Annotated in this window: 17 protein-coding genes; 8 read left to right on the top strand and 9 right to left on the bottom strand. The window is 42.4% G+C overall.

Features of this window, described 5'->3' with window-relative positions:
* The first annotated feature begins 2 nt into the window (after positions 1–2).
* Complete coding sequence (locus HWQ58_RS12585) at positions 3–1,148, top strand: hybrid sensor histidine kinase/response regulator (RefSeq protein ID WP_292862491.1); 1,146 nt, start codon at positions 3–5, stop codon at positions 1,146–1,148.
* A 195-nt stretch (positions 1,149–1,343) separates the two neighbouring features.
* The gene (locus HWQ58_RS12580; protein WP_292862488.1) at positions 1,344–2,726 is read left to right on the top strand and encodes an aldehyde dehydrogenase; all 1,383 of its coding nucleotides are present in this window, start codon (positions 1,344–1,346) and stop codon (positions 2,724–2,726) included.
* A 63-nt stretch (positions 2,727–2,789) separates the two neighbouring features.
* Here the strand turns inward: HWQ58_RS12580 and HWQ58_RS12575 are convergent, their stop codons facing one another.
* The 3 genes from HWQ58_RS12575 to HWQ58_RS12565 form a co-directional block, all read right to left on the bottom strand.
* Entirely contained in the window at positions 2,790–3,395 is a 606-nt protein-coding gene (locus HWQ58_RS12575; RefSeq protein WP_292862485.1) for a sulfite oxidase-like oxidoreductase, read from the bottom strand.
* 295 nt (positions 3,396–3,690) lie between these two features.
* Positions 3,691–3,864, bottom strand: coding sequence for a 50S ribosomal protein L32 (gene rpmF, locus HWQ58_RS12570; RefSeq protein ID WP_094328804.1), 174 nt, complete (start codon positions 3,862–3,864; stop codon positions 3,691–3,693).
* Between the two features lie 171 nt (positions 3,865–4,035).
* Positions 4,036–4,527: a hypothetical protein gene (locus tag HWQ58_RS12565; RefSeq protein ID WP_292862482.1), complete on the bottom strand. Its 492-nt coding sequence runs from the start codon at positions 4,525–4,527 to the stop codon at positions 4,036–4,038.
* Between the two features lie 202 nt (positions 4,528–4,729).
* Between HWQ58_RS12565 and HWQ58_RS12560 the strand changes: the two genes are divergently transcribed.
* Positions 4,730–6,583: a caspase family protein gene (locus HWQ58_RS12560; protein ID WP_292862479.1), complete on the top strand. Its 1,854-nt coding sequence runs from the start codon at positions 4,730–4,732 to the stop codon at positions 6,581–6,583.
* A 112-nt stretch (positions 6,584–6,695) separates the two neighbouring features.
* Here HWQ58_RS12560 and HWQ58_RS12555 read toward each other — a convergent pair whose 3' ends face one another.
* Complete coding sequence (locus HWQ58_RS12555; protein WP_292862476.1) at positions 6,696–7,073, bottom strand: Mo-dependent nitrogenase C-terminal domain-containing protein; 378 nt, start codon at positions 7,071–7,073, stop codon at positions 6,696–6,698.
* Between the two features lie 520 nt (positions 7,074–7,593).
* Between HWQ58_RS12555 and HWQ58_RS12550 the strand changes: the two genes are divergently transcribed.
* Positions 7,594–8,208, top strand: a complete 615-nt coding sequence (locus HWQ58_RS12550) for a hypothetical protein (RefSeq protein ID WP_292862473.1) — start codon at positions 7,594–7,596, stop codon at positions 8,206–8,208.
* A gap of 180 nt (positions 8,209–8,388) precedes the next feature.
* Here the strand turns inward: HWQ58_RS12550 and HWQ58_RS12545 are convergent, their stop codons facing one another.
* The 5 genes from HWQ58_RS12545 to HWQ58_RS12525 form a co-directional block, all read right to left on the bottom strand.
* On the bottom strand, positions 8,389–8,556 hold the full coding sequence (locus HWQ58_RS12545; protein WP_292862470.1) for a Uma2 family endonuclease: 168 nt from the start codon (positions 8,554–8,556) through the stop codon (positions 8,389–8,391).
* A gap of 107 nt (positions 8,557–8,663) precedes the next feature.
* Positions 8,664–8,951 (bottom strand): Uma2 family endonuclease, encoded by a 288-nt coding sequence (locus HWQ58_RS12540; RefSeq protein ID WP_292862467.1) that lies wholly within the window; start codon positions 8,949–8,951, stop codon positions 8,664–8,666.
* Positions 8,952–9,100: 149 nt separating this feature from the next.
* Entirely contained in the window at positions 9,101–10,873 is a 1,773-nt protein-coding gene (locus HWQ58_RS12535) for a ribonuclease J (protein WP_292862463.1), read from the bottom strand.
* Between the two features lie 285 nt (positions 10,874–11,158).
* Complete coding sequence (gene dapA, locus HWQ58_RS12530) at positions 11,159–12,043, bottom strand: 4-hydroxy-tetrahydrodipicolinate synthase (protein WP_292862460.1); 885 nt, start codon at positions 12,041–12,043, stop codon at positions 11,159–11,161.
* Between the two features lie 141 nt (positions 12,044–12,184).
* The gene (locus tag HWQ58_RS12525; RefSeq protein ID WP_292862457.1) at positions 12,185–13,222 is read right to left on the bottom strand and encodes an aspartate-semialdehyde dehydrogenase; all 1,038 of its coding nucleotides are present in this window, start codon (positions 13,220–13,222) and stop codon (positions 12,185–12,187) included.
* A 904-nt stretch (positions 13,223–14,126) separates the two neighbouring features.
* On the opposite strand from HWQ58_RS12525, the gene tig reads away from it, so the two are divergent.
* The 4 genes from tig (at position 14,127) to HWQ58_RS12505 (ending at position 19,078) form a co-directional block, all read left to right on the top strand.
* Positions 14,127–15,566, top strand: coding sequence for a trigger factor (gene tig, locus HWQ58_RS12520; RefSeq protein ID WP_292862454.1), 1,440 nt, complete (start codon positions 14,127–14,129; stop codon positions 15,564–15,566).
* A 452-nt stretch (positions 15,567–16,018) separates the two neighbouring features.
* Positions 16,019–16,717, top strand: a complete 699-nt coding sequence (clpP, locus tag HWQ58_RS12515) for an ATP-dependent Clp endopeptidase proteolytic subunit ClpP (RefSeq protein WP_104905916.1) — start codon at positions 16,019–16,021, stop codon at positions 16,715–16,717.
* Positions 16,718–16,726: 9 nt separating this feature from the next.
* Positions 16,727–18,067: an ATP-dependent protease ATP-binding subunit ClpX gene (gene clpX / locus HWQ58_RS12510; protein ID WP_292775233.1), complete on the top strand. Its 1,341-nt coding sequence runs from the start codon at positions 16,727–16,729 to the stop codon at positions 18,065–18,067.
* Between the two features lie 90 nt (positions 18,068–18,157).
* Positions 18,158–19,078: an alpha/beta hydrolase gene (locus tag HWQ58_RS12505; protein ID WP_292862449.1), complete on the top strand. Its 921-nt coding sequence runs from the start codon at positions 18,158–18,160 to the stop codon at positions 19,076–19,078.
* Positions 19,079–19,083 lie beyond the last annotated feature (5 nt).

The following is a 19,083-nucleotide window of genomic DNA, read 5'->3' as shown; positions in this document are numbered from 1 at the left end:
ATATGACTTTACAATCTTCTCGCTCTGACAAAATTCTAGTTGTCGATGACTCTCCTGATAACGTGTTTTTGATCAAAACTATTTTGGAGGAAGAGGGTTACACCATTAGCACCGCAGAAAATGGGATTTCAGCCTTGGCAGAATTGAAAGCTTCTCCTTGTGACTTGGTTCTGCTGGATCTGATGATGCCAGGTATGGATGGGTACGAAGTCACTAAGCACATTCGTGGAGAGATGAAATTGCCGCAATACATCCCCATATTGCTGATCACTGCTCACGATGCGCCCAATGTCGCCCACGGATTAGACTTGGGTGCTGATGATTTTATCCGCAAACCTGTAACAGTAGATGAATTGCTGGCACGAGTGCGATCGCTCCTGCGTTTGAAGCATAGTATGGATGAACGTGATGAAATTGCCCGTCAGCGAGAAGATTTTGTCTCCCGCCTCACCCACGATTTACGCACTCCCTTGGTAGCCGCCGATCGGATGTTGATGCTATTTCAGCAAGGTGCATTGGGAACATTATCAACGCAAATGCAGGAAGTAATCGCCATCATGGGCCGTAGCAATATCAACCTGCTTTCTATGGTGAATACTTTATTGGAAGTTTACCGTTTTGAAGCGGGTCGCAAAAGTTTAGCGTTTCAACCAGTTAATCTGGGTCAGTTGCTAGATGAAGTGACTGGAGAATTGTCACCCTTAGCTCAAGATAAAACACTGTCCCTAAATTTAGACATTACTGAAGAGTCAATCACAAACACAGTGATGGGCGATCGCTTGGAACTGCATCGTCTATTTACCAACCTTATAGGGAATGCGATCAAATTTACCGAAGCTGGGTCTATTACTATTCGTTTTACTTCTCAACGCCAGTTCGATCAAAGTAATCAATCTCAGTTCTCTGAAAAATCCAATTCCGTTGACTACATTAGAATTGAAATAGCGGATACAGGCCCAGGTATTCCCCCTGAAGAACAAGCCACCATCTTTGAACGATTTCGCCAAGGCAGTCACAAGAGTTCTGGTAGTGGCTTAGGACTGTATCTTGCTCGTCGAATTGTCGAAGCACATCAAGGCATTATTCTGCTTAATTCTGAGTTGGGCAAAGGTAGTGTATTTATTGTGCTTCTACCCGCCAAAACATGAGAAAATTAGTAATTATAAATTCTGAATTGTAGAGTTTTTTATCCTGATCATTCATAATTTATAACCTTACTACTATCTACCGATAATTTAAAGTAAAAAATTCAATTGGAAAATCAAACGCTAAGAATTGACGAATCAAATATGCTGAGATAACAGCATTAGTATTAAATAAATACTTTTTGATAGGACCAAACAATGATTACCACTGAATTATCTAACATTGGCAATATTATCCAGACTCAGCGAGAGTTTTTTCAAACGGGCAAAACTAAAGATGTAACTTTTCGCATTGAACAGTTGAAAAATCTTAAGCAAGCAATCATTGAGCATGAACAGTCAATAGTCGAAGCATTACAAGCGGATTTACATAAACCAGAAGTAGAAACTTACCTTACAGAAATCAGCGTAATTAAGGATATTGATTACGCCATCAAACATCTTCAAAACTGGACTAAACCCCAAAAAGCAGCGGTTTCCTGGGATTTTTTTTCCTACTCAGCGAGAATTTATCCAGAACCGTTAGGGGTTGTCTTAATTATTGGGCCTTGGAACTATCCATTTAACTTAATTATCTCACCTTTAATAGGTGCGATCGCAGCCGGAAATTGTGCAATTATCAAACCTTCAGAAATTGCTTCTCATACGTCTGATATCATAGCTAAGATTATTGCCAAAAATTTTGACCCTGCTTATCTTGCAGTGATTGAAGGAGGCGTAGAAGCAAGTCAAAAACTACTAGCAGAAAAGTTTGACCATATCTTTTTTACTGGTGGCACAGCCGTCGGCAAAATCATTATGGCAGCAGCAGCAAAATATCTCACACCAGTGACTTTAGAATTGGGTGGGAAAAGTCCTTGCATTGTAGATACTGACATTAATCTTGAACACACTGTCAGACGAATTACTTGGGGCAAATTTATTAATGCTGGACAAACTTGTATCGCCCCCGACTATCTTTTAGTTAATAAAACAATCAAGAAAGATTTAATAGATGGTCTGGAAAAATCTTTAAAAGAATTTTATGGTGAGAATCCTGTAAACAGTCCTGATTATGCCCGGATTATCAGTCAAAAACACTTTGATAGATTGGTGAGTTTTCTCAAAGACGGTGAAGTTATCATCGGTGGAGAAAATCAACCTTCAGAGCGTTATATTGCCCCAACACTGATTGATAATGTCTCACTAGAAGATTCTGTAATGCAGGAAGAAATCTTTGGGCCTATTTTACCCATGATTGAATATACTGACATTGCAGAAGCGATCGCTTTGATTAACTCTAGACCCAAACCCTTGGCGTTGTACTTATTTTCTCAAGACAAAAACCTGCAAAAGCAAGTTTTGCAGGAAACTTCCTCTGGTGGAGTCTGTATTAACGACACAGTTATGCAGGTTGGTGTCTCGTCTTTACCATTTGGTGGAGTAGGAGATAGCGGTATCGGTAACTATCACGGTAAAGCTAGCTTTGACACCTTTTCCCATAAGAAAAGTGTATTGCAAAACTCCTTCTGGCTCGATTTAAAATGGCGATACGCTCCATATCAGGGCAAATTGCCACTCATAAAGAAACTTCTGGGTTAAAAAAAGTTAGGAGTAGAGACGCGATTAATCGCGTCTCTACTCCTAACTCTTAACTATTAATTATTAAAACCCAAAAGCTTTGCTGTAACGCTCCTCAGCCCAAGGTTCACCACGGCGATGGTAGCCATTGCGTTCCCAAAAACCAAGTTCTTCAGCAGCTAAAAATTCCAAACCATTAATCCACTTAGCACTTTTCCAAGCGTAGAGGTGGGGTACAACTAGACGCATCGGCCCACCGTGTTCAGATGGAAGGTCTTCACCAAAGACTTTAAAAGCAAAGAAGTTTTCTTCGCGCAGAAAATCTTCTACAGAAATATTGGTAGTGTAGCCGCCATAGCAGTGTTCCATAATGTGGGCTACTTTCGGGTCTAATTCAATCAGATTCATGAAATCTGTAACTTTAATGCCAGTCCATTTGACATCAAGTTTAGACCAGCGCGTTACACAGTGGAAGTCGGCTGTGAATTCATGGTGAGGTAGCGCCATAAAGTCTGACCAACTAAAGGTAGCAGATTTTGCTAAACCCCAAACTCGAAACTCCCATTCCTCAGTGGTGACTTGGGGAGTTTCACCGTAAGTTAATACCGGGAAACCTTTAGCTAAATGTTGACCAGGAGGGACGCGTTCGCTTTCTTCTTTGCCTGGTTTCTGAAAAAATTTTCCTAGCATAGTTAGAGAAAAATAAGTTTTCTCAAGATGTTTATAAGCTTTTTTTGCTGAGTTGCCAACAAACTAGATGTTTTACTCTTTATATGAACTCTTGAATGATAGGTAATGGGTAATGGATATTTCCAATTACTCACTACCAATTTTTTTCAATCTAATGAGCTTATGTAGAGTGTGTATGATTCATAATGCAATCAGGAAAGCTAAGAAAAAGCATTTATCAAGCGATCAGAACTTTGATTGTTGAGTTTGGCAATCAAATCTATCGGTGCTGTTCGTGCTTTTCCTGACTGAGAAATTATGATTCTTCTTCCTCTTCTTCAGCAGCTGGATAAACAAATGTAGAACGTCCAGTCAAAATTGACTTACCCAGAGATAGGGCTTTCTGAGCTTCAACGACGGCTTTATGCCTCCAGGTAGCTCGACGTTTATCTCGTTTTGATTTGGAAGTTTTCTTCTTAGGAACAGCCATGTCAGCAGATATCGCGATTTTTGACAACCTTCTTATTCTAGGCCATCCACTGACGCCAAAAACAACAGTTGAGTCAGGAATAAGTAAATTGAGTTAAGACTGACGCAAGAACGCGAGTCCCCCAAGGTTCCGAGCCAAAACTTTCTTGGCTCGGACTTTTAGTTCAACTCTTCATTTTGGCGTTGACACAGCGCTAGCTGCTGGAACTTGATTAGAGTTATTTTCAAAGAAAAGTAGAGATCGCGCAGTTTTGAAGTAAGTCGCCCAATTTTGAGCATCGGGACGTGATCGCCATTGAGGACGACTGACATCTAATGTCAGGACTGGTGCGATCGCTCCATAATTTTGTACGGATACAATGATGGAAACATCTGTCACCAAGATATCTTGGTCGAAGCTCCTTTGAGCAGCTGCCCTAGCGACCGCTTCCGCCCTCCTGAGAACGGTTTCATAGTTTTCTTCTGGCAAGCGGTCAATAGCTAGATCGACTCTAGCGGTGTAAGCTCGCACAACCTGCGGTGCGATCGCTTCCATCAAAAACCACGCAGGAACAGTAAATATGAGCAAAACTGCTAAAGGAATTATCCGGATTCTTCTGGCAAATTGGCTAATAACTGAAAAGGGAACGAGCGATGATGGTAGGTGAGCAGAAATTTTGCTCATGACCTTCTATCTCCTTAGTAATGATCTGTTATTGAAATTAGGTAAAGGTATTTTCCTGCTAATTAAAGTGATAAAAATTACATTTTAACTTAAGATTCAATCAGAATCACCTAGACTATAAAACATTGGTTAGCTTTGTTTTTTTGGCAAAGCCAACCGCAATTTTAAGACCAGCAAACAACAATAACTGACAAAGAGCGGGATGGCAAATTACTGGGCGATCGCGATTGGTATCAATCAATATCAGTTATTTCAACCTTTAAGTTGTGCCCAAGCAGATGCTGAGGCACTAGAAGATTTTTTGGTGACAGAGGCAGGTTTTCTCCCCAAACACTGTTTAGTGATGACAGATACTTCGCCGCCGATTGGGGATAGGTCAACTTATCCGACAAAGGAGAATATTTTGCTGCTGCTTGAAGATTTGGCAGCAACAAGTTGGCAACCGGAAGACTATCTGTGGTTATTCTTTAGCGGTTATGGAGTCAATTACAAGGGCAAAGATTACTTAATGCCAGCAGAGGGCAACCCCGAAGTGCAAGAGACTGGCATAGAATTGCGATCGCTAATGCAAAGTCTGCAACTTGCTAACCTGAATGTATTGCTACTACTGGATATCAACCGTGCCTTTGGCACTCAAGCGGATGCTCCCGTTGGTGAAGAAACAATAGAACTAGCCCAAGAACTACAACTGGCGACAATTCTTTCTTGCCAACCAGAGCAATTTTCCCATGAGAGTAGCGAACTAGGTCACGGATTCTTTACAGCAGCTTTGCTAGAAGCTTTGCGCTCTGGTAATGGCAGCAACTTGGCAGATTTAGAAAGCTACCTGAGCCTGATTGTACCAAAGTTATGTCATCACCACTGGCGTCCTATCCAAAACCCTGCCACTATCATCCCATCAAGGCAGCAAGTAATCTTGCCAAAATTGGCAATGGAAAGTGATTTTCAACCAAAAGCGGTGATTTATCCAGAAGAATCTTTTGCTGTTGCCCTTGCAGCTCCTCCCCTTGACGATTCCTCTAAAACTTCAGCACATCAGGGCAGACGGGGAGAAGCTAGTGTGAACTCCTCCCAACTGGTGAAAGGTCAAAAAGTCCAAGAGTCAGGAAGCGGCTTAGTCTCCCAGCCAATGGCGGAAACTTCCTTGGGAGTAAATACCAGAGGAAGATTTATCCCCAATTCCTCCAAAGGTTACGTCTCTCGATTGCCAGCGAATCAGCCAAGCATCCCTTTTTGGAAACAATTTATCTTGTGGGGCGGAGGCAGCTTGCTGGTAGCAGGTTTAATCGCCGTAGTTTTTCTGCGTAATCAAGAAACTTTTAGAATTAAGCAAATATCAAGTACATCACCCAATGCTAATATTAGTGATCGCCAGGTTGTCGAGAATTTACCAAGCGATCGCACTCCACCAGTTAGACTTAACAACCAATCTAGCGCCCAAATAACTTCTAGTTCACAGTCGAAAAAGCGAAATCAAGCAGTATTAGACCTGGCGAAAATGTCGCTCAGACAAACTCAGGCTAGCGATTTGAGCATGGCGATCGCTACAGCCCGAAAAATTCAACCTGGTGAACCACTGTACGAACAGGCTCAGGAGAATATTAAGATTTGGAGCCAGATGATTTTAGATTTAGCAGAGGGTCGTGCTAAACAAAGACAGTATGCCAGCGCTATTGCTGCTGCTCGATTAATTACCAAAGATGAAGCCCCCTACGCGAAGGCACAAGCAGCAATTAACCTGTGGCGCTTAGAGGGTAAGCAGTATGTGAGTAACAAAACTCTTTTAGATGCAGCTAATGCCTTAATTAAGTCTGAACAGGCATCTACCTACAATCGGGCGATCGAAGTTGCCAAGAAAGTACCAGCCGGTCAACCAGGCTTTGATACAGCCCAAAAATCAATCAATAACTGGAGTGAGAAAATTTTAGACCTGGCAAAGCGTCGCGCTACCGAAGGAGAACGTAATGCTGCAATTGCGACCGCAGCTTTAGTACCAGAGGAGACAGGCGCTTACGAAGATGCTCAGGATGCCATCCAAAAATGGCAAAAGAAATAGTAAAAAAATAGTAAAAAAACAGTTAGGAGTTAGGAGTTAGGAGTTATATTGTTGATCCCCGACCTAATTAGTCCTGACTCATAACTTTTCCCTCAGCGCCCATATCTCAGTATTAGCAGTACTGCGATACATCTTCGCCACACTCGTCGGCTAGATAGCACAACGCTCGGAAACGTAAACCAACCACTTCTTCATATAAGGGGTTGAGTTTGCACATGGGTGGGATGTGAAACAAGGTCTTCCCAAATAGTTTAACATCGCGCTCAAAAGGGCACTGAGATGGAATCAGTTTGCACAAGCGGTGAGCTAGTTGGCGATCGCTGACTTGAATGTTTTCTACTCGCTGCCGTAAGGGTTGGAGAATATCCCAATAAGGCTTGGAAACAGAATGGTTTAGCTGGGTTGCTTTATGGTCAGTAGTCTCTGCTTGATTGATTGATACCCAGCTAGCCAGAAAAATCTTTTTTGTGGTATTGTCGAATACCTTCATGGTTAACCCTCTGTGTTATTGAGGCTATTCACCTTTTTGATGAATATATACAACGTGGCAACGAACTTTCCCGGAAAAATCGCGTTCTGACTGCGATATAATGTAATACCTGATTAGCCACTTAAGTCAGAACCTAATTTATTACTACGTCAAGTTAATCGCAAATTTCTGGGGATCGGTAGTGTAATATTACGATCTTGTTCATAACTTGACACAGTTTAAATTTTAATAAAGACATCCATCATTGGATAGGCTTTAGTGTAACATTTACAGAACTTAATATAAGGTCTTTCTGAAAGTATTTTTGCTAAGTATAAACATCAGTAATATTCTAGAACCCATTTTTCCTCTCCGTGTTCCCACTTTCTCACGTAAGTGTGTCCTGTTCATCGCTGGCTGAATACTGTGGAAGTAGTGATTTTTGATCGAGTAGAATCGATTGCATTTCACAAAACTTAGGTTGGCAGTGCGATTTGAGAATGATATAGTCTGAAGCGTTAAAATTCAGATGAGCTTGCTTATGGGTGTTTCCGTACTCTACAGCGCAATTCCTCCTGGCAGTACACTGTACGCACGCCTTCAACGTGAAAAGGCACTCAGCACCCTTGTAGTTTCTCTTTTCCCCTATGGCTGCGGTATTTTCCGCTTTTTTGAGATTGATCCTGAAGAGATTAATGAAATCCTTGAAGATGTTATCGAAACACACCAAGAGACTTTTGGATCTGAGCTAGAAGCAGATCGGGTAATCGCACAATTGCGGTCTGAGTTAAGGCTTACTCGTCAAGCCTATCCAGGGATTGAAGATAGAACAGCATCACTAGAAAAAACATCTGTTGAGATCGAGAAACGTTTGTTGCAGGAGCTATCAAGAAGAAAGTTTGCGAATGCCGATGAGATTGTTGAAAAGCTGATGTTCGGAGATCAAACCCTTGCTCCAACTCTCTTGTCAACAGAGGAGTCATTGGGACTTATATCTCTTGGGCTAGTCAGTGAAGGAGCCAGCATTTTTCGACAGATCGATCCTGAAACACTGTTTGCAAGAAATGAATGGTGTTTTGAAGACTTCGAGCGGTGGAGAAATTTGTATCTTTCAGCAGCCGAGAAAAATGAGGAGATATTGGTTGCAGTTGCTTGAGGCGACAGCAACCTAACAAGTTAGATCGCTCTACCGGGTTGAACATTGCAAAATTTAGGCGATGCCTTCTCTTCGAGAGGCTTCGCCAACGGCAACGTCTTCTCCTTCGGAGACGCTAACGCGAACGACGAACGCAATCAGTATTTATATTTTGATTTCACGCAAAGGAACCAAACAACCTTAAAATGAAAACATCTGCTGGGCTGTCAGGGTTAATTCTGGGAACGTTTGAGAAACAATCCGTTGGTCTTCGATAAACATAGTTTGCTTGTAACTGCTCTGATTTAGCAAACACACAGTTATTTTATTTTCCAAAGGATCAACAATCCAATACTCGACCACACCCATCGCCGCATACTCAGAGGTTTTTTGGTTATAGTCTCGGTCAATATGATTCAGGGCTTACCACTTCAACTAAGAGGGGTGGAGCAGTTTTGAGGATAGCCGAGGTTGTCTCAATACCTTTTTGCCTGTTCATTGGTAATTACACAAACATCAGGTCTTCTAAGTTGTTTATTGGTCAGCACCTCTGTACCGTTAGGGCGCGGTTGTAGAGGCAGTCCTATTTTTTGAATTTCTAAAAAAAAGCGAACTAACAGTAGGGTGATAATCGCCTCATGTTTGCCAGTACCAGGAGGCATTTCTACCAGCACCTCATCCTCAATTTCATAGCGCTTGTCAGTGCCATCATCAAAATTGATGTATTCCTCAAGAGTACTAATTTTTATTGGTGTTTTAGTCATAGCGATCGCCTCCAATAACTATAGGCAAATACTATTTACTGCGGCTTCTATACCCATAATATAGAGACTATATCTCATGCCAAAGCGCAAAGACGCTAGAAAAACTCTACGTCTCTGCGCCTTTGCGTGAGATTTTTATCTTAAATTCTCTATGATGCTACCTGAGCAGCAGTCCGAGTCCGCCGTCTTCTGCCATCAGCAACTTTTACAGGTGGCTCATCAGGGATTTGCATCAACAAAGTCACAGATGGTTGACATTGCAATTCCCGACGGATGGAACGTTGCAATTCTCGTTCTAAAGTTCCTTGCAATCCACCCCAGTCTATATCTGCTGCTTCACCTTGCTCAGGAGCAAATTCTGTCCAGCGCACAGTGAGGATTTCTTCAATGCGTTGTTTTACCCAGGTTTGTAACAGCGATCGCTCTACACTTGTTACTACACCCCGGAGGTGAGTTTCTGGTTTTGCCAACAGTTTACCATTCCAATCAATGGCAGCTGCGATCGTGATAATGCCTTCTGAAGCCATGCGTTGCCGTTCTTGCAGCACTTTGGCACTTACCATACCCGAACTAGTAGTATCCACCAGTTCTATACCAGATGGTACTTTACCAGCGACGCCGATGGCATCTTCAGTCAGTTCGACAATATCACCATTCTGGATAATTATCATGTTTTCTGCGGGAATGCCCATACTCTGAGCGGTTTCTGCGTGCTTCACTAGCATCCGATGTTCGCCGTGAAATGGCACAAAGAACTTGGGCCGAGTTAAGGCAATCATCAGTTTTTGTTCTTCCTGACAGCCGTGACCGGAGACGTGAATCCCTTTATCCCGACCATAGACCACTTTTGCACCTTGAATCATTAATTTATCAATGGTGTTGACTACAGCGATCGTATTTCCGGGAATTGGGTTAGCAGAGAATACTACGGTATCTCCTTCGCGGATTTTAATGTGAGGATGTTCTTTGTTGGCAATGCGGGTCATTGCTGCCATCAATTCACCCTGAGAACCTGTAGTTAAAATCAGTACTCTTTCATCGGGTAGATTGCGGACGGCGTGCAATGGTTGCAGCAGATTATCTTCACACTTGATGTAACCTAAATTGCGGGCATGAGCAATCAAGTTCAGCATAGAACGCCCGACAACTGTCACTACACGGTTCTGCTTCTTGGCGATATCCAAAATCATGTTGATGCGATGGACACTAGAAGCAAAGGTTGTGACAAATAATCGTCCAGGTGCTTGACTAAATACTCTCTCCAAATTGGGATAAACTGAACGTTCTGAAGGCGTAAATCCTGGTACTTCGGAGTTAGTGGAATCACTTAGCAAACAAAGAACGCCTTTTTCACCATGTTCTGCTAGGCGTTGCAAGTCAAACTTTTCACCATCCACTGGGGTATGGTCAATTTTAAAATCCCCTGTGTGAATAACTACACCCAGAGGAGTATGAATGGCAACAGTGAAACTATCAGCGATGGAGTGGGTATTACGGATATATTCAACTAAAAAGTTTTTGCCAATCCGCACTACATCACGTGGTAAAACTGTTCTGATTTCTGTGCGATCGCGGACTCCTGCTTCTTCTAATTTACCCTCTAGCATTGCCATTGCTAATCTAGGGCCATAAATCACCGGAATATCAAACTGCTTGAGATGAAAAGCAATCCCGCCAATATGGTCTTCATGACCATGAGTAACGATCATCCCTTTAATTTTGTGGCGATTTTCCCGCAGATAGGTCATATCTGGTAAAACAATGTTGACTCCATGCATCGCCTCTGTGGGAAAAGCTAATCCTGCATCTAACAGGATAATTTCATCATCATACTCAAAAAGACAGGTATTTTTACCAATTTCATGTAAACCGCCCAAAGGAATAATTTTCAAGGCGGAATTATTAGCTTCGTTTTTAGCCATTTTCTCCTTAGATTGTTACTTGTGGTTAATTAAGTTGATAGTTAACTTTCCTTGTATTTAAGACAACATCATCTGTTTCTTAAGTCAGTCCCAAAGCAATCAAGTTTTAATTGAAGATTTCAATTTTTTATTCAATAAAATCAACTGTAAAACTCAAGGATTCATAGTATATCTATCAGTCCTAGCACAGGTTTTTAAATTGCAACTTATGTATGAACAATTATGATCGTTGTTTATATGTATCTTTGACAAGGAGGAGAATACCAGCATTTAAATAGTTGGTGGTTAAATTAAACTAAGTTCTTTCAGAACCGCTTCTAACTTTTGACTGACTTCTAAATCAGCTTCACATAGCGGCGGACGAGTTGAACCAACCTCCCAACCTTGAAGTTTCAGTGCTTTTTTCACTGGAATGGGATTTGAAGTGAGAAATAGAGCTTTAAACAACGGGAACAGTTGGAGATGAATCTCGCTTGCTACCTCAACTTTTCCCGCACTAAAAGCTTGAATCATCTGCTGTAGTTGGTTTCCTACCAGATGAGAAGCCACACTTACCACACCCTTTGCCCCGATCGCTAACAAGGGCAAAGTCATATAATCATCACCAGAATAGATGTGGAATTCTTTTGGTGTCAAGCGACGAATTCCGCTTGCCTGATCTATATTACCAGTGGATTCTTTAATCCCGACAATATTGCTAACTTCAGCTAACCGGGCAACTGTTTCTGGCTGAAGGTTTTGTCCGGTACGACCGGGGACATTATATAACAACAACGGTAAGTCGGGACAGGCTTGTGCTATTGCCTTAAAGTGCGCTTCCAGTCCCGCTTGCGGCGGTTTGTTGTAATAAGGAACAACTTGTAAGGAACCATGTACTCCTATTTTAGACGCTTTTTGGGTGGCTGCGATCGCTTCTTTGGTGGAATTCGATCCGCAACCTGCAATTACCTTGGCTTTTCCGGCCACGGACTGCAATACCTCGACAAACAACTGGTATTCTTCATCCCAACTGAGCGTCGGGGATTCTCCTGTTGTGCCGCACATCACCAATGTATCTGTACCGTTGTTAGCTAGATGCACCGCCAGTTCTGCCGCTACATCATAGTTGACACTACCATCTGCTTTAAATGGCGTAATCATAGCGGTTAAAACATTGCCAAAATCTCCCACCCTTTTTTCACTCCTGATTACCCATGTTTTTATATCTTGGTGGTTCTCTATTGTAATAACCTATCTGCAAATTGCTTTCAAGTGTCATTAGTCATTTGTCCTTTGTCATTTGTCACTTTCCTAATGATCAATGACCAATGACTAGTGACTAATAGCTAATGGTTTTAGTAGATTTTTCTCTACTAATAACTCGGCGATTTGTACTGCATTCAATGCTGCCCCTTTGCGAATTTGGTCGCCACATAACCATAATTCCAAGCCACAAGTATGAGAAATATCCTGGCGAATTCTTCCCACTAAAACTTCATCTCGACCGGTTGCTTCTATTGGCATCGGAAAATGATTCGCTCCCCAATCTTCTACCAATTTTACTCCAGGGGAGGAATTTAAAATTTCTCTGGCTTCCTTGGCACTAAAGGGAGTCTCAAATTCTAAATTAATGGCTTCTGAGTGAGCGCGGAGTACGGGAACCCGTATACAGGTTGCAGTGATTCTGATTTGCTGCGTACCAAATATTTTTCGGGTTTCGTTGACCATTTTCATTTCTTCCTCACAATAACCCAAATCGTTTAATGGGGAGTTATGCGGGAATAAATTAAATGCCAATGGGTAAGGCAATATTTCGGCAATCGCTGGCTGTCCTTGTAGTATAGCGCTTGTTTGGGTTTTAACTTCTGCCATTGCCCTAGCCCCAGCACCACTAGCAGATTGGTAGGTTGCAGCGACGATGCGTTGCACTGGTTTAACTTTATGCAATGGCCAGACTGCCACAGCCATCAAAATCGTTGTACAGTTGGGGTTAGCGATAATGCCTTGGTGATTCGCTGCAGCTTGGGGATTTACCTCTGGTACTACTAAGGGAACTTCCGGGTTCATCCGAAAGGCACTGGAGTTGTCAATTACCACTGCGCCTTTTTCCACAGCAACTGCTGCCCAAGTTTTGGATGTGGAACCACCTGCACTAGCTAGTACTATATCGACATTTTCAAAGGCGCGATCGCTCACTGATTCTATTGGTATATTTTCACCTTGAAACCGCAGCGATCGCCCGACACTCCGCTCTGATGCCAATAACTTCAAGCCAGCAACCGGGAAATTACGACTTTCTAATAATTCCAGCAACTCTGTGCCTACTGCACCAGTCGCTCCTAAAATAGCTAAACGATAGGATTTCGACAAACTTGTTTCCTCCTTTAAGAGACTTAAATCTGCAATTTTTTGGAACAATTGACAATTTAGTTATATTTAAATAGCGATCGCAGTCTGAAAATACATTTTAATAGGTTTATATTTTTCTTTAACTTAGTCTATATATATTTAATACATTTATTTTTTTGTTTGTTTAATAATTTAAGTGATGTTGCATTTTCAAATAACATTTTTTCATCGATTTTAACTATAACTATATATTATACAACAAACCGCAATTTATTAGAAGAACGGAGATATATCTGCACTTAGGCGTTTAACTAAGCATCCTACCTGTAAAGAAATAAATATATTGATTGCAAACTTGCTTACCAAGATGATAAATATACTAAGATCAAAATGCATAAAGCCAGCACAACTTCAAACTGAGCTATGCGGTTAAGTAACAGATGCGTTCTCGTACCACACATAACTTAATAATAGCTAGATAAAAACTAGACTCAATACTATAACTTTAACCTTGGGGTACTAACCACTCTTTGAGAACCAGGATATCACAGCGTTAGCCCACTGAATAATTAATTCCCAAGTTTTAGAGTGAGTCGGGAGTGAAGAAGGTAATAAGGTACAGGTTAAAGGGTAGAGGTGACAAGGTACATACAGGTTACAGATTTATTCCCTATCACCTGTAACCTCTCCCCTAATACCAATGCCCCATTAACCAAATTGTTATGAAGGTAAAATGTCAAGTCCTTGATAATTGGCAGTAAACTGGATCTTTGCCCCAGGACAAATATCCATTCTTGGATGTCACAAGACCTTTTGGCAAACTCCCGTTACCCCTAAGAGACATCAAGCCATAAACGCAAACAATTATTTTATTGCGTTTTGTGTGTACTCGGAGTATAAAATACCAGAAAACTAGAGACGAAGCATGAAAGTTACCCAGGAAAAACTTCCCGCCAGCCAAATTGGCCTGGAAATAGAGATTACACCGGAAATTACCAAGCAAACTTACGAACAGGTCATTAAAAACTTAGCGAGTACTGCCAATATTCCTGGGTTTCGTAAAGGCAAGGTGCCTCGGCCGATATTACTACAACGGCTGGGTACAACTCGAATCAAAGCAGCAGCGCTGGAAGAACTAATTCAAGATGGTATTGAGCAAGCAGTCAAACAAGAAGCCATCCCAGCAATCGGTCAGCCGCAATTGCGCTCCTCTTTTGAAGATTTGATTAATAATTATGAACCTGGAAAACCCTTGACGATTTCGGCTGCTGTGGATGTAGAACCAGAAGTGAATCTAGTGCAGTACACTGATTTACAAGCCAAGGCTGAAGAAGTAAAGTTCGATCTAGAGCAAGTGGAGAACACGCTGGACAAGGAACGTCAAGAATTGGCGACATTGATTCCTGTGGAAGGACGTGCAGCCCAAATCAGCGATATTGCCGTAGTCGATTTTAAAGGTTCATTCGCCAGAGTTGAGGGCGAAGACGAAACAGCTGAACTAGAACCGATTCCCGGAGCCGAAGCAACTGATTTTCAAGTTGAGTTGCAAGAAGATAAGTTTATTCCAGGCTTTATTTTGGGAATAGTGGGGATGAATCCGGAAGAAACTAAAGAAATTGCGGCGCAGTTCCCAGATCCGTATGCTAATGAAGAGTTAGCTGGAAAAGCGGCAACTTTCACGGTAACGCTTAAAGAATTGAAGGAAAAGGAGCTACCAGAAGTAAATGACGATTTTGCCCAAGAAATTAGCGATTTTGAAAGCTTAGAGGAGTTACGCGCTTCTTTGGTAGAGCGATATCAAAAAGAGGCGGACGACAAAACAAAAACCAATAAGCAGGAAGCCTTGTTAACGGAACTGCTCAAGCACGTAGAAGTTGACTTACCAGCAACTTTGATTGAGCAAGAAGTGGATGCAATGCTAACGCAAACAGCTATCCGGCTGTCTCAGCAGGGATTGGATGTGAGAAAGCTGTTTACTCAAGATATTATTGGGCAATTGCGGGAGCGATCGCGTACTGAAGCAATTGAACGCATCAAACGCTCCTTATCCTTGCGGGAAATCGGCAAACGCGAATCTATCGAGGTAACACCAGAAGAAATCGCAGCCAGAGTCACAGAACTTTTGGAGCAATACTCAGAGGAACAGGACGTTGATGAAGATAAACTGCGCTCAATCGTGGAAAACGAACTGTTAACCGAAAAAATCATCGATTGGCTCTTAGAACACTCATCAGTTGAACTTGTACCTGAAGGTTCTTTGAGTGCTGAGGAGGAAACAGAAGACGCAGAATCAGATGCTGATGGTGATGCACCTCAGACTGAGGAAGGAAACAGCGAAACTTCTATAGAAGTCACAGAAGAATAATAAAAAATCCCACAGCCATGAGTTCACCAGTTCTGAGTTAAAGTACTGGTGAAATGGGTAAGCTAAGGGAGATGAGGAAGTACAGGGAGAAATAACCAATGCCCCTCAAGAGTGCTGAGTCATGAGTGCTGAGTGCTGAGTTGGAAATCTCGCTTCTTTACTCAGGACTGGGAACTCGGAACGGGCTAAACGCCCCGCTTCCGAAGAGAGGAACTGTTTTGCCCCATGCCCAATGCCCCATAACTTAGGGATGAAGTCAAAATAATTAAAGAATTAATGAATTTTCGGCAAATAGTGACACCTGTTATCACTTGAGCTTGATACTGTGTTACACGAGAAGAAATTATATGAGGCATAATGGTTAACACGTAGCTTATAAAAATTCCATTCGTTGAAAAGGCAGCATCCGCTGCTGAAACATTTGTCCTAAATAATCGTCAAAGAAAGCTTGTATGCTTGAATCGCAGTCGGGAAATTCCCCAATCAGCAACTTAAGTCGAATAAACATTAACTCCCAGTTAAGCAGCCCTAGCAACATCGTACCGATGGTGATAGAGCAATCTGGCATGGGAGAAAGAGCTTTCGACATCTACTCCCGCCTGCTGCGAGAGCGGATTATCTTTTTAGGAACGCCAATAGACGATGCCGTAGCCAACTCAATTGTGGCTCAATTGTTATTCCTAGACGCTGAAGACTCAGAAAAAGACATCCAACTGTATGTTAATTCTCCTGGCGGCTCCGTCTACGCAGGGATGGCAATCTATGATACAATACAGCAAATTCGCCCTGATGTTGTTACCATCTGTTTTGGATTAGCCGCGAGCATGGGGGCATTTTTGTTGACAGCAGGAGCTGCCGGTAAGCGAATGTCTCTGCCCGACTCCCGGATTATGATTCACCAACCACTTGGTGGCGCTCAAGGTCAAGCCATTGACATTGAAATTCAAGCCAGAGAAATTCTTTATGTTAAGGCTAAGTTGAATCAGTTAATGGCTCACCATACTGGTCAACCCTTAGAAAGAATTGAAGCAGATACTGAGCGCGACTTTTTTATGTCGGCAGAAGAGGCAAAAAACTACGGTTTGATTGATCAGGTCATTTCCAGACAAAATCTTCCCGTAGCAGGGGAAAACGTCACCATTCTGAAATAAGAGGCTGGTATGTCTAAGTACGACTCCCATTTAAAATGTTCATTTTGTGGCAAGTCTCAAGAGCAGGTGCGTAAATTAATCGCAGGGCCGGGAGTCTACATCTGCGATGAATGCGTTGACTTGTGTAATGAAATACTAGACGAGGAGTTACTCGATACCAATGGTGCGGCAGCACAACCAGCACCAAGAGCAGAGCCACCTGAAAAACGGCGTACCCACTCTGCTAGTATTTCGTTTAATCAAATACCCAAGCCAAGAGAGATTAAAAAGTATCTAGACGAACACGTCATTGGTCAAGATGAAGCGAAGAAAGTGCTGTCAGTAGCTGTTTACAATCACTACAAGCGGCTGGCAGTCATTCAATCTAAAGCCAGTGGCAAACCTGGGGCGGATGACGCCATAGAACTGCAAAAGTCCAACATTTTGTTAATTGGCCCGACTGGTTGCGGCAAAACTCTCTTAGCGCAAACTCTAGCGAAAATCCTGGATGTACCCTTTGCTGTCGCCGATGCGACGACGCTGACGGAAGCAGGGTATGTAGGAGAAGATGTGGAAAATATCTTGCTGCGACTATTGCAGGTGGCAGATTTGGATATAGAGGAAGCGCAACGGGGAATTATTTACATTGACGAAATTGACAAAATTGCTCGTAAGAGCGAGAACACGTCAATTACCCGCGATGTTTCTGGCGAAGGCGTGCAGCAAGCCTTGCTGAAAATGTTAGAGGGAACGATCGCCAATGTACCACCCCAAGGAGGGCGCAAGCATCCTTATCAAGACTGCATCCAGATTGATACAAGTAATATTTTGTTCGTCTGTGGTGGTGCTTTCGTAGGCTTAGAAAAAATTGTAGATCAGAGAGTTGGCAAAAAAGCAATCGGCTTTGTGCAACCGGGAGAAGGGCAATCGAAGGAGAAACGAGCAGCAGACACTCTTCGCCATCTAGAACCGGATGATTTAGTAAAATTTGGCCTGATTCCAGAATTTATTGGGCGGATGCCAATGGTAGCAGTAGTAGATCCGCTAGATGAAGAAGCACTGATGGCGATTCTCACCCAACCACGCAGCGCCTTAGTGAAGCAGTACCAAAAGCTGCTGAAAATGGATAATGTCCAATTAGATTTTAAAGCAGATGCTTTACGAGCGATCGCTCAAGAAGCTTACCGCCGTAAAACTGGTGCTAGAGCGTTACGTGGTATTGTCGAAGAATTGATGTTAGACGTAATGTATGAGTTACCATCCCGTAAGGATGTGACACGCTGTACAGTTACAAGGGAAATGGTCGAGAAGCGATCGACTGCTGAACTAATAATACATCCGTCTTCACTACCGAAGCCAGAATCTGCTTGATAGTCATTAGTCATTAGTCATTGGTCAAAAAATAAGGAATAATAACCATGTACCAGGGACTAATGACAACTGACAAAGGACAAATGACTAATGCCTTATATTAATGTTCGTGGCGTTGAGCATTACTACAAATGGGTGAAAAAACCATCCGGTTCTCTGGTAAAACCGGTGATGGTTTTCATGCACGGTTGGGCTGGTTCGGCTAGGTATTGGCAAAATACTGCTGATGCTCTATCGGAGCAATTTGATTGTTTACTCTACGATTTGCGGGGATTTGGCCGTTCTCGTGGGAAGCCAACTATCGCCCAAGCAAGTGAAGCTGTTGCTGAGTCTGAGTCACCACAGGAAGAATCAGAGGCAATCAGAGAGTTAACCTATGAATTAGAGGAATACGCTGATGATTTGGCAGCTTTGCTAGATGGGTTGCATATTCAGCGTGTTTATATCCATGCTCATTCAATGGGTGCTTCTGTTGCCACTTTATTTTTTAACCGCTATCCCGAACGAGTAGAACGAGGAATTTTAACTTGTAGCGGTATTTTTGAGTACGATGAAAAATCCTTTAGTGCTTTTCATAAATTTGGTGGCTATGTAGTTAAATTCCGTCCCAAATGGTTAAGCAAAATTCCATTTGTTGACCAGATGTTTATGGCCAGATTTTTATATAGTTCCATACCACATCCTGAGCGGCAAGCTTTTTTAGAAGATTTTCTCGAAGCAGATTACGATGCGGCTTTAGGGACAATTTTTACTTCAGTCAGTAAGGCTCAGGCTGAAGTGATGCCCCTTGAGTTTGCCAAGCTAACAGTGCCGACTTTACTTGTAGCAGGGGAGTATGACAAGATTATTCCAGCCGAGATGGGGCGTCAAGCAGCTGCACTAAGTGACAAAGTGGAATTTGTGATGATTCCCAACACAGCGCATTTCCCAATGTTGGAAGATGTACCAACTTATCTGCAACGTGTACAAGAGTTTTTGCAAGTTAACACGCCAAAACCACAAGTCGGATAATTAAT

This window comes from Nostoc sp. LPT (genome assembly GCF_017115165.1).
Lineage (GTDB): Bacteria > Cyanobacteriota > Cyanobacteriia > Cyanobacteriales > Nostocaceae > Nostoc.
Note: the sequence above shows the minus strand (reverse complement) of the source record. Positions and strands in the feature narration are given on the sequence as shown.

Excerpts from the sequence above, each read along its gene's own strand:
- HWQ58_RS12580 (WP_292862488.1), top strand. The coding sequence starts at position 1,344 with ATGATTACCACTGAATTATCTAACATTGGCAATATTATCCAGACTCAG.
- HWQ58_RS12560 (WP_292862479.1), top strand. The coding sequence starts at position 4,730 with ATGGCAAATTACTGGGCGATCGCGATTGGTATCAATCAATATCAGTTA.
- HWQ58_RS12505 (WP_292862449.1), top strand. The coding sequence starts at position 18,158 with ATGCCTTATATTAATGTTCGTGGCGTTGAGCATTACTACAAATGGGTG.
- HWQ58_RS12540 (WP_292862467.1), bottom strand. The coding sequence starts at position 8,951 with ATGACTAAAACACCAATAAAAATTAGTACTCTTGAGGAATACATCAAT.
- HWQ58_RS12565 (WP_292862482.1), bottom strand. The coding sequence starts at position 4,527 with ATGAGCAAAATTTCTGCTCACCTACCATCATCGCTCGTTCCCTTTTCA.
- tig (WP_292862454.1), top strand. The coding sequence starts at position 14,127 with ATGAAAGTTACCCAGGAAAAACTTCCCGCCAGCCAAATTGGCCTGGAA.
- HWQ58_RS12585 (WP_292862491.1), top strand. The coding sequence starts at position 3 with ATGACTTTACAATCTTCTCGCTCTGACAAAATTCTAGTTGTCGATGAC.
- HWQ58_RS12535 (WP_292862463.1), bottom strand. The coding sequence starts at position 10,873 with ATGGCTAAAAACGAAGCTAATAATTCCGCCTTGAAAATTATTCCTTTG.
- HWQ58_RS12545 (WP_292862470.1), bottom strand. The coding sequence starts at position 8,556 with ATGGGTGTGGTCGAGTATTGGATTGTTGATCCTTTGGAAAATAAAATA.
- HWQ58_RS12575 (WP_292862485.1), bottom strand. The coding sequence starts at position 3,395 with ATGCTAGGAAAATTTTTTCAGAAACCAGGCAAAGAAGAAAGCGAACGC.
- rpmF (WP_094328804.1), bottom strand. The coding sequence starts at position 3,864 with ATGGCTGTTCCTAAGAAGAAAACTTCCAAATCAAAACGAGATAAACGT.
- clpP (WP_104905916.1), top strand. The coding sequence starts at position 16,019 with ATGCTTGAATCGCAGTCGGGAAATTCCCCAATCAGCAACTTAAGTCGA.
- HWQ58_RS12550 (WP_292862473.1), top strand. The coding sequence starts at position 7,594 with ATGGGTGTTTCCGTACTCTACAGCGCAATTCCTCCTGGCAGTACACTG.
- HWQ58_RS12555 (WP_292862476.1), bottom strand. The coding sequence starts at position 7,073 with ATGAAGGTATTCGACAATACCACAAAAAAGATTTTTCTGGCTAGCTGG.
- clpX (WP_292775233.1), top strand. The coding sequence starts at position 16,727 with ATGTCTAAGTACGACTCCCATTTAAAATGTTCATTTTGTGGCAAGTCT.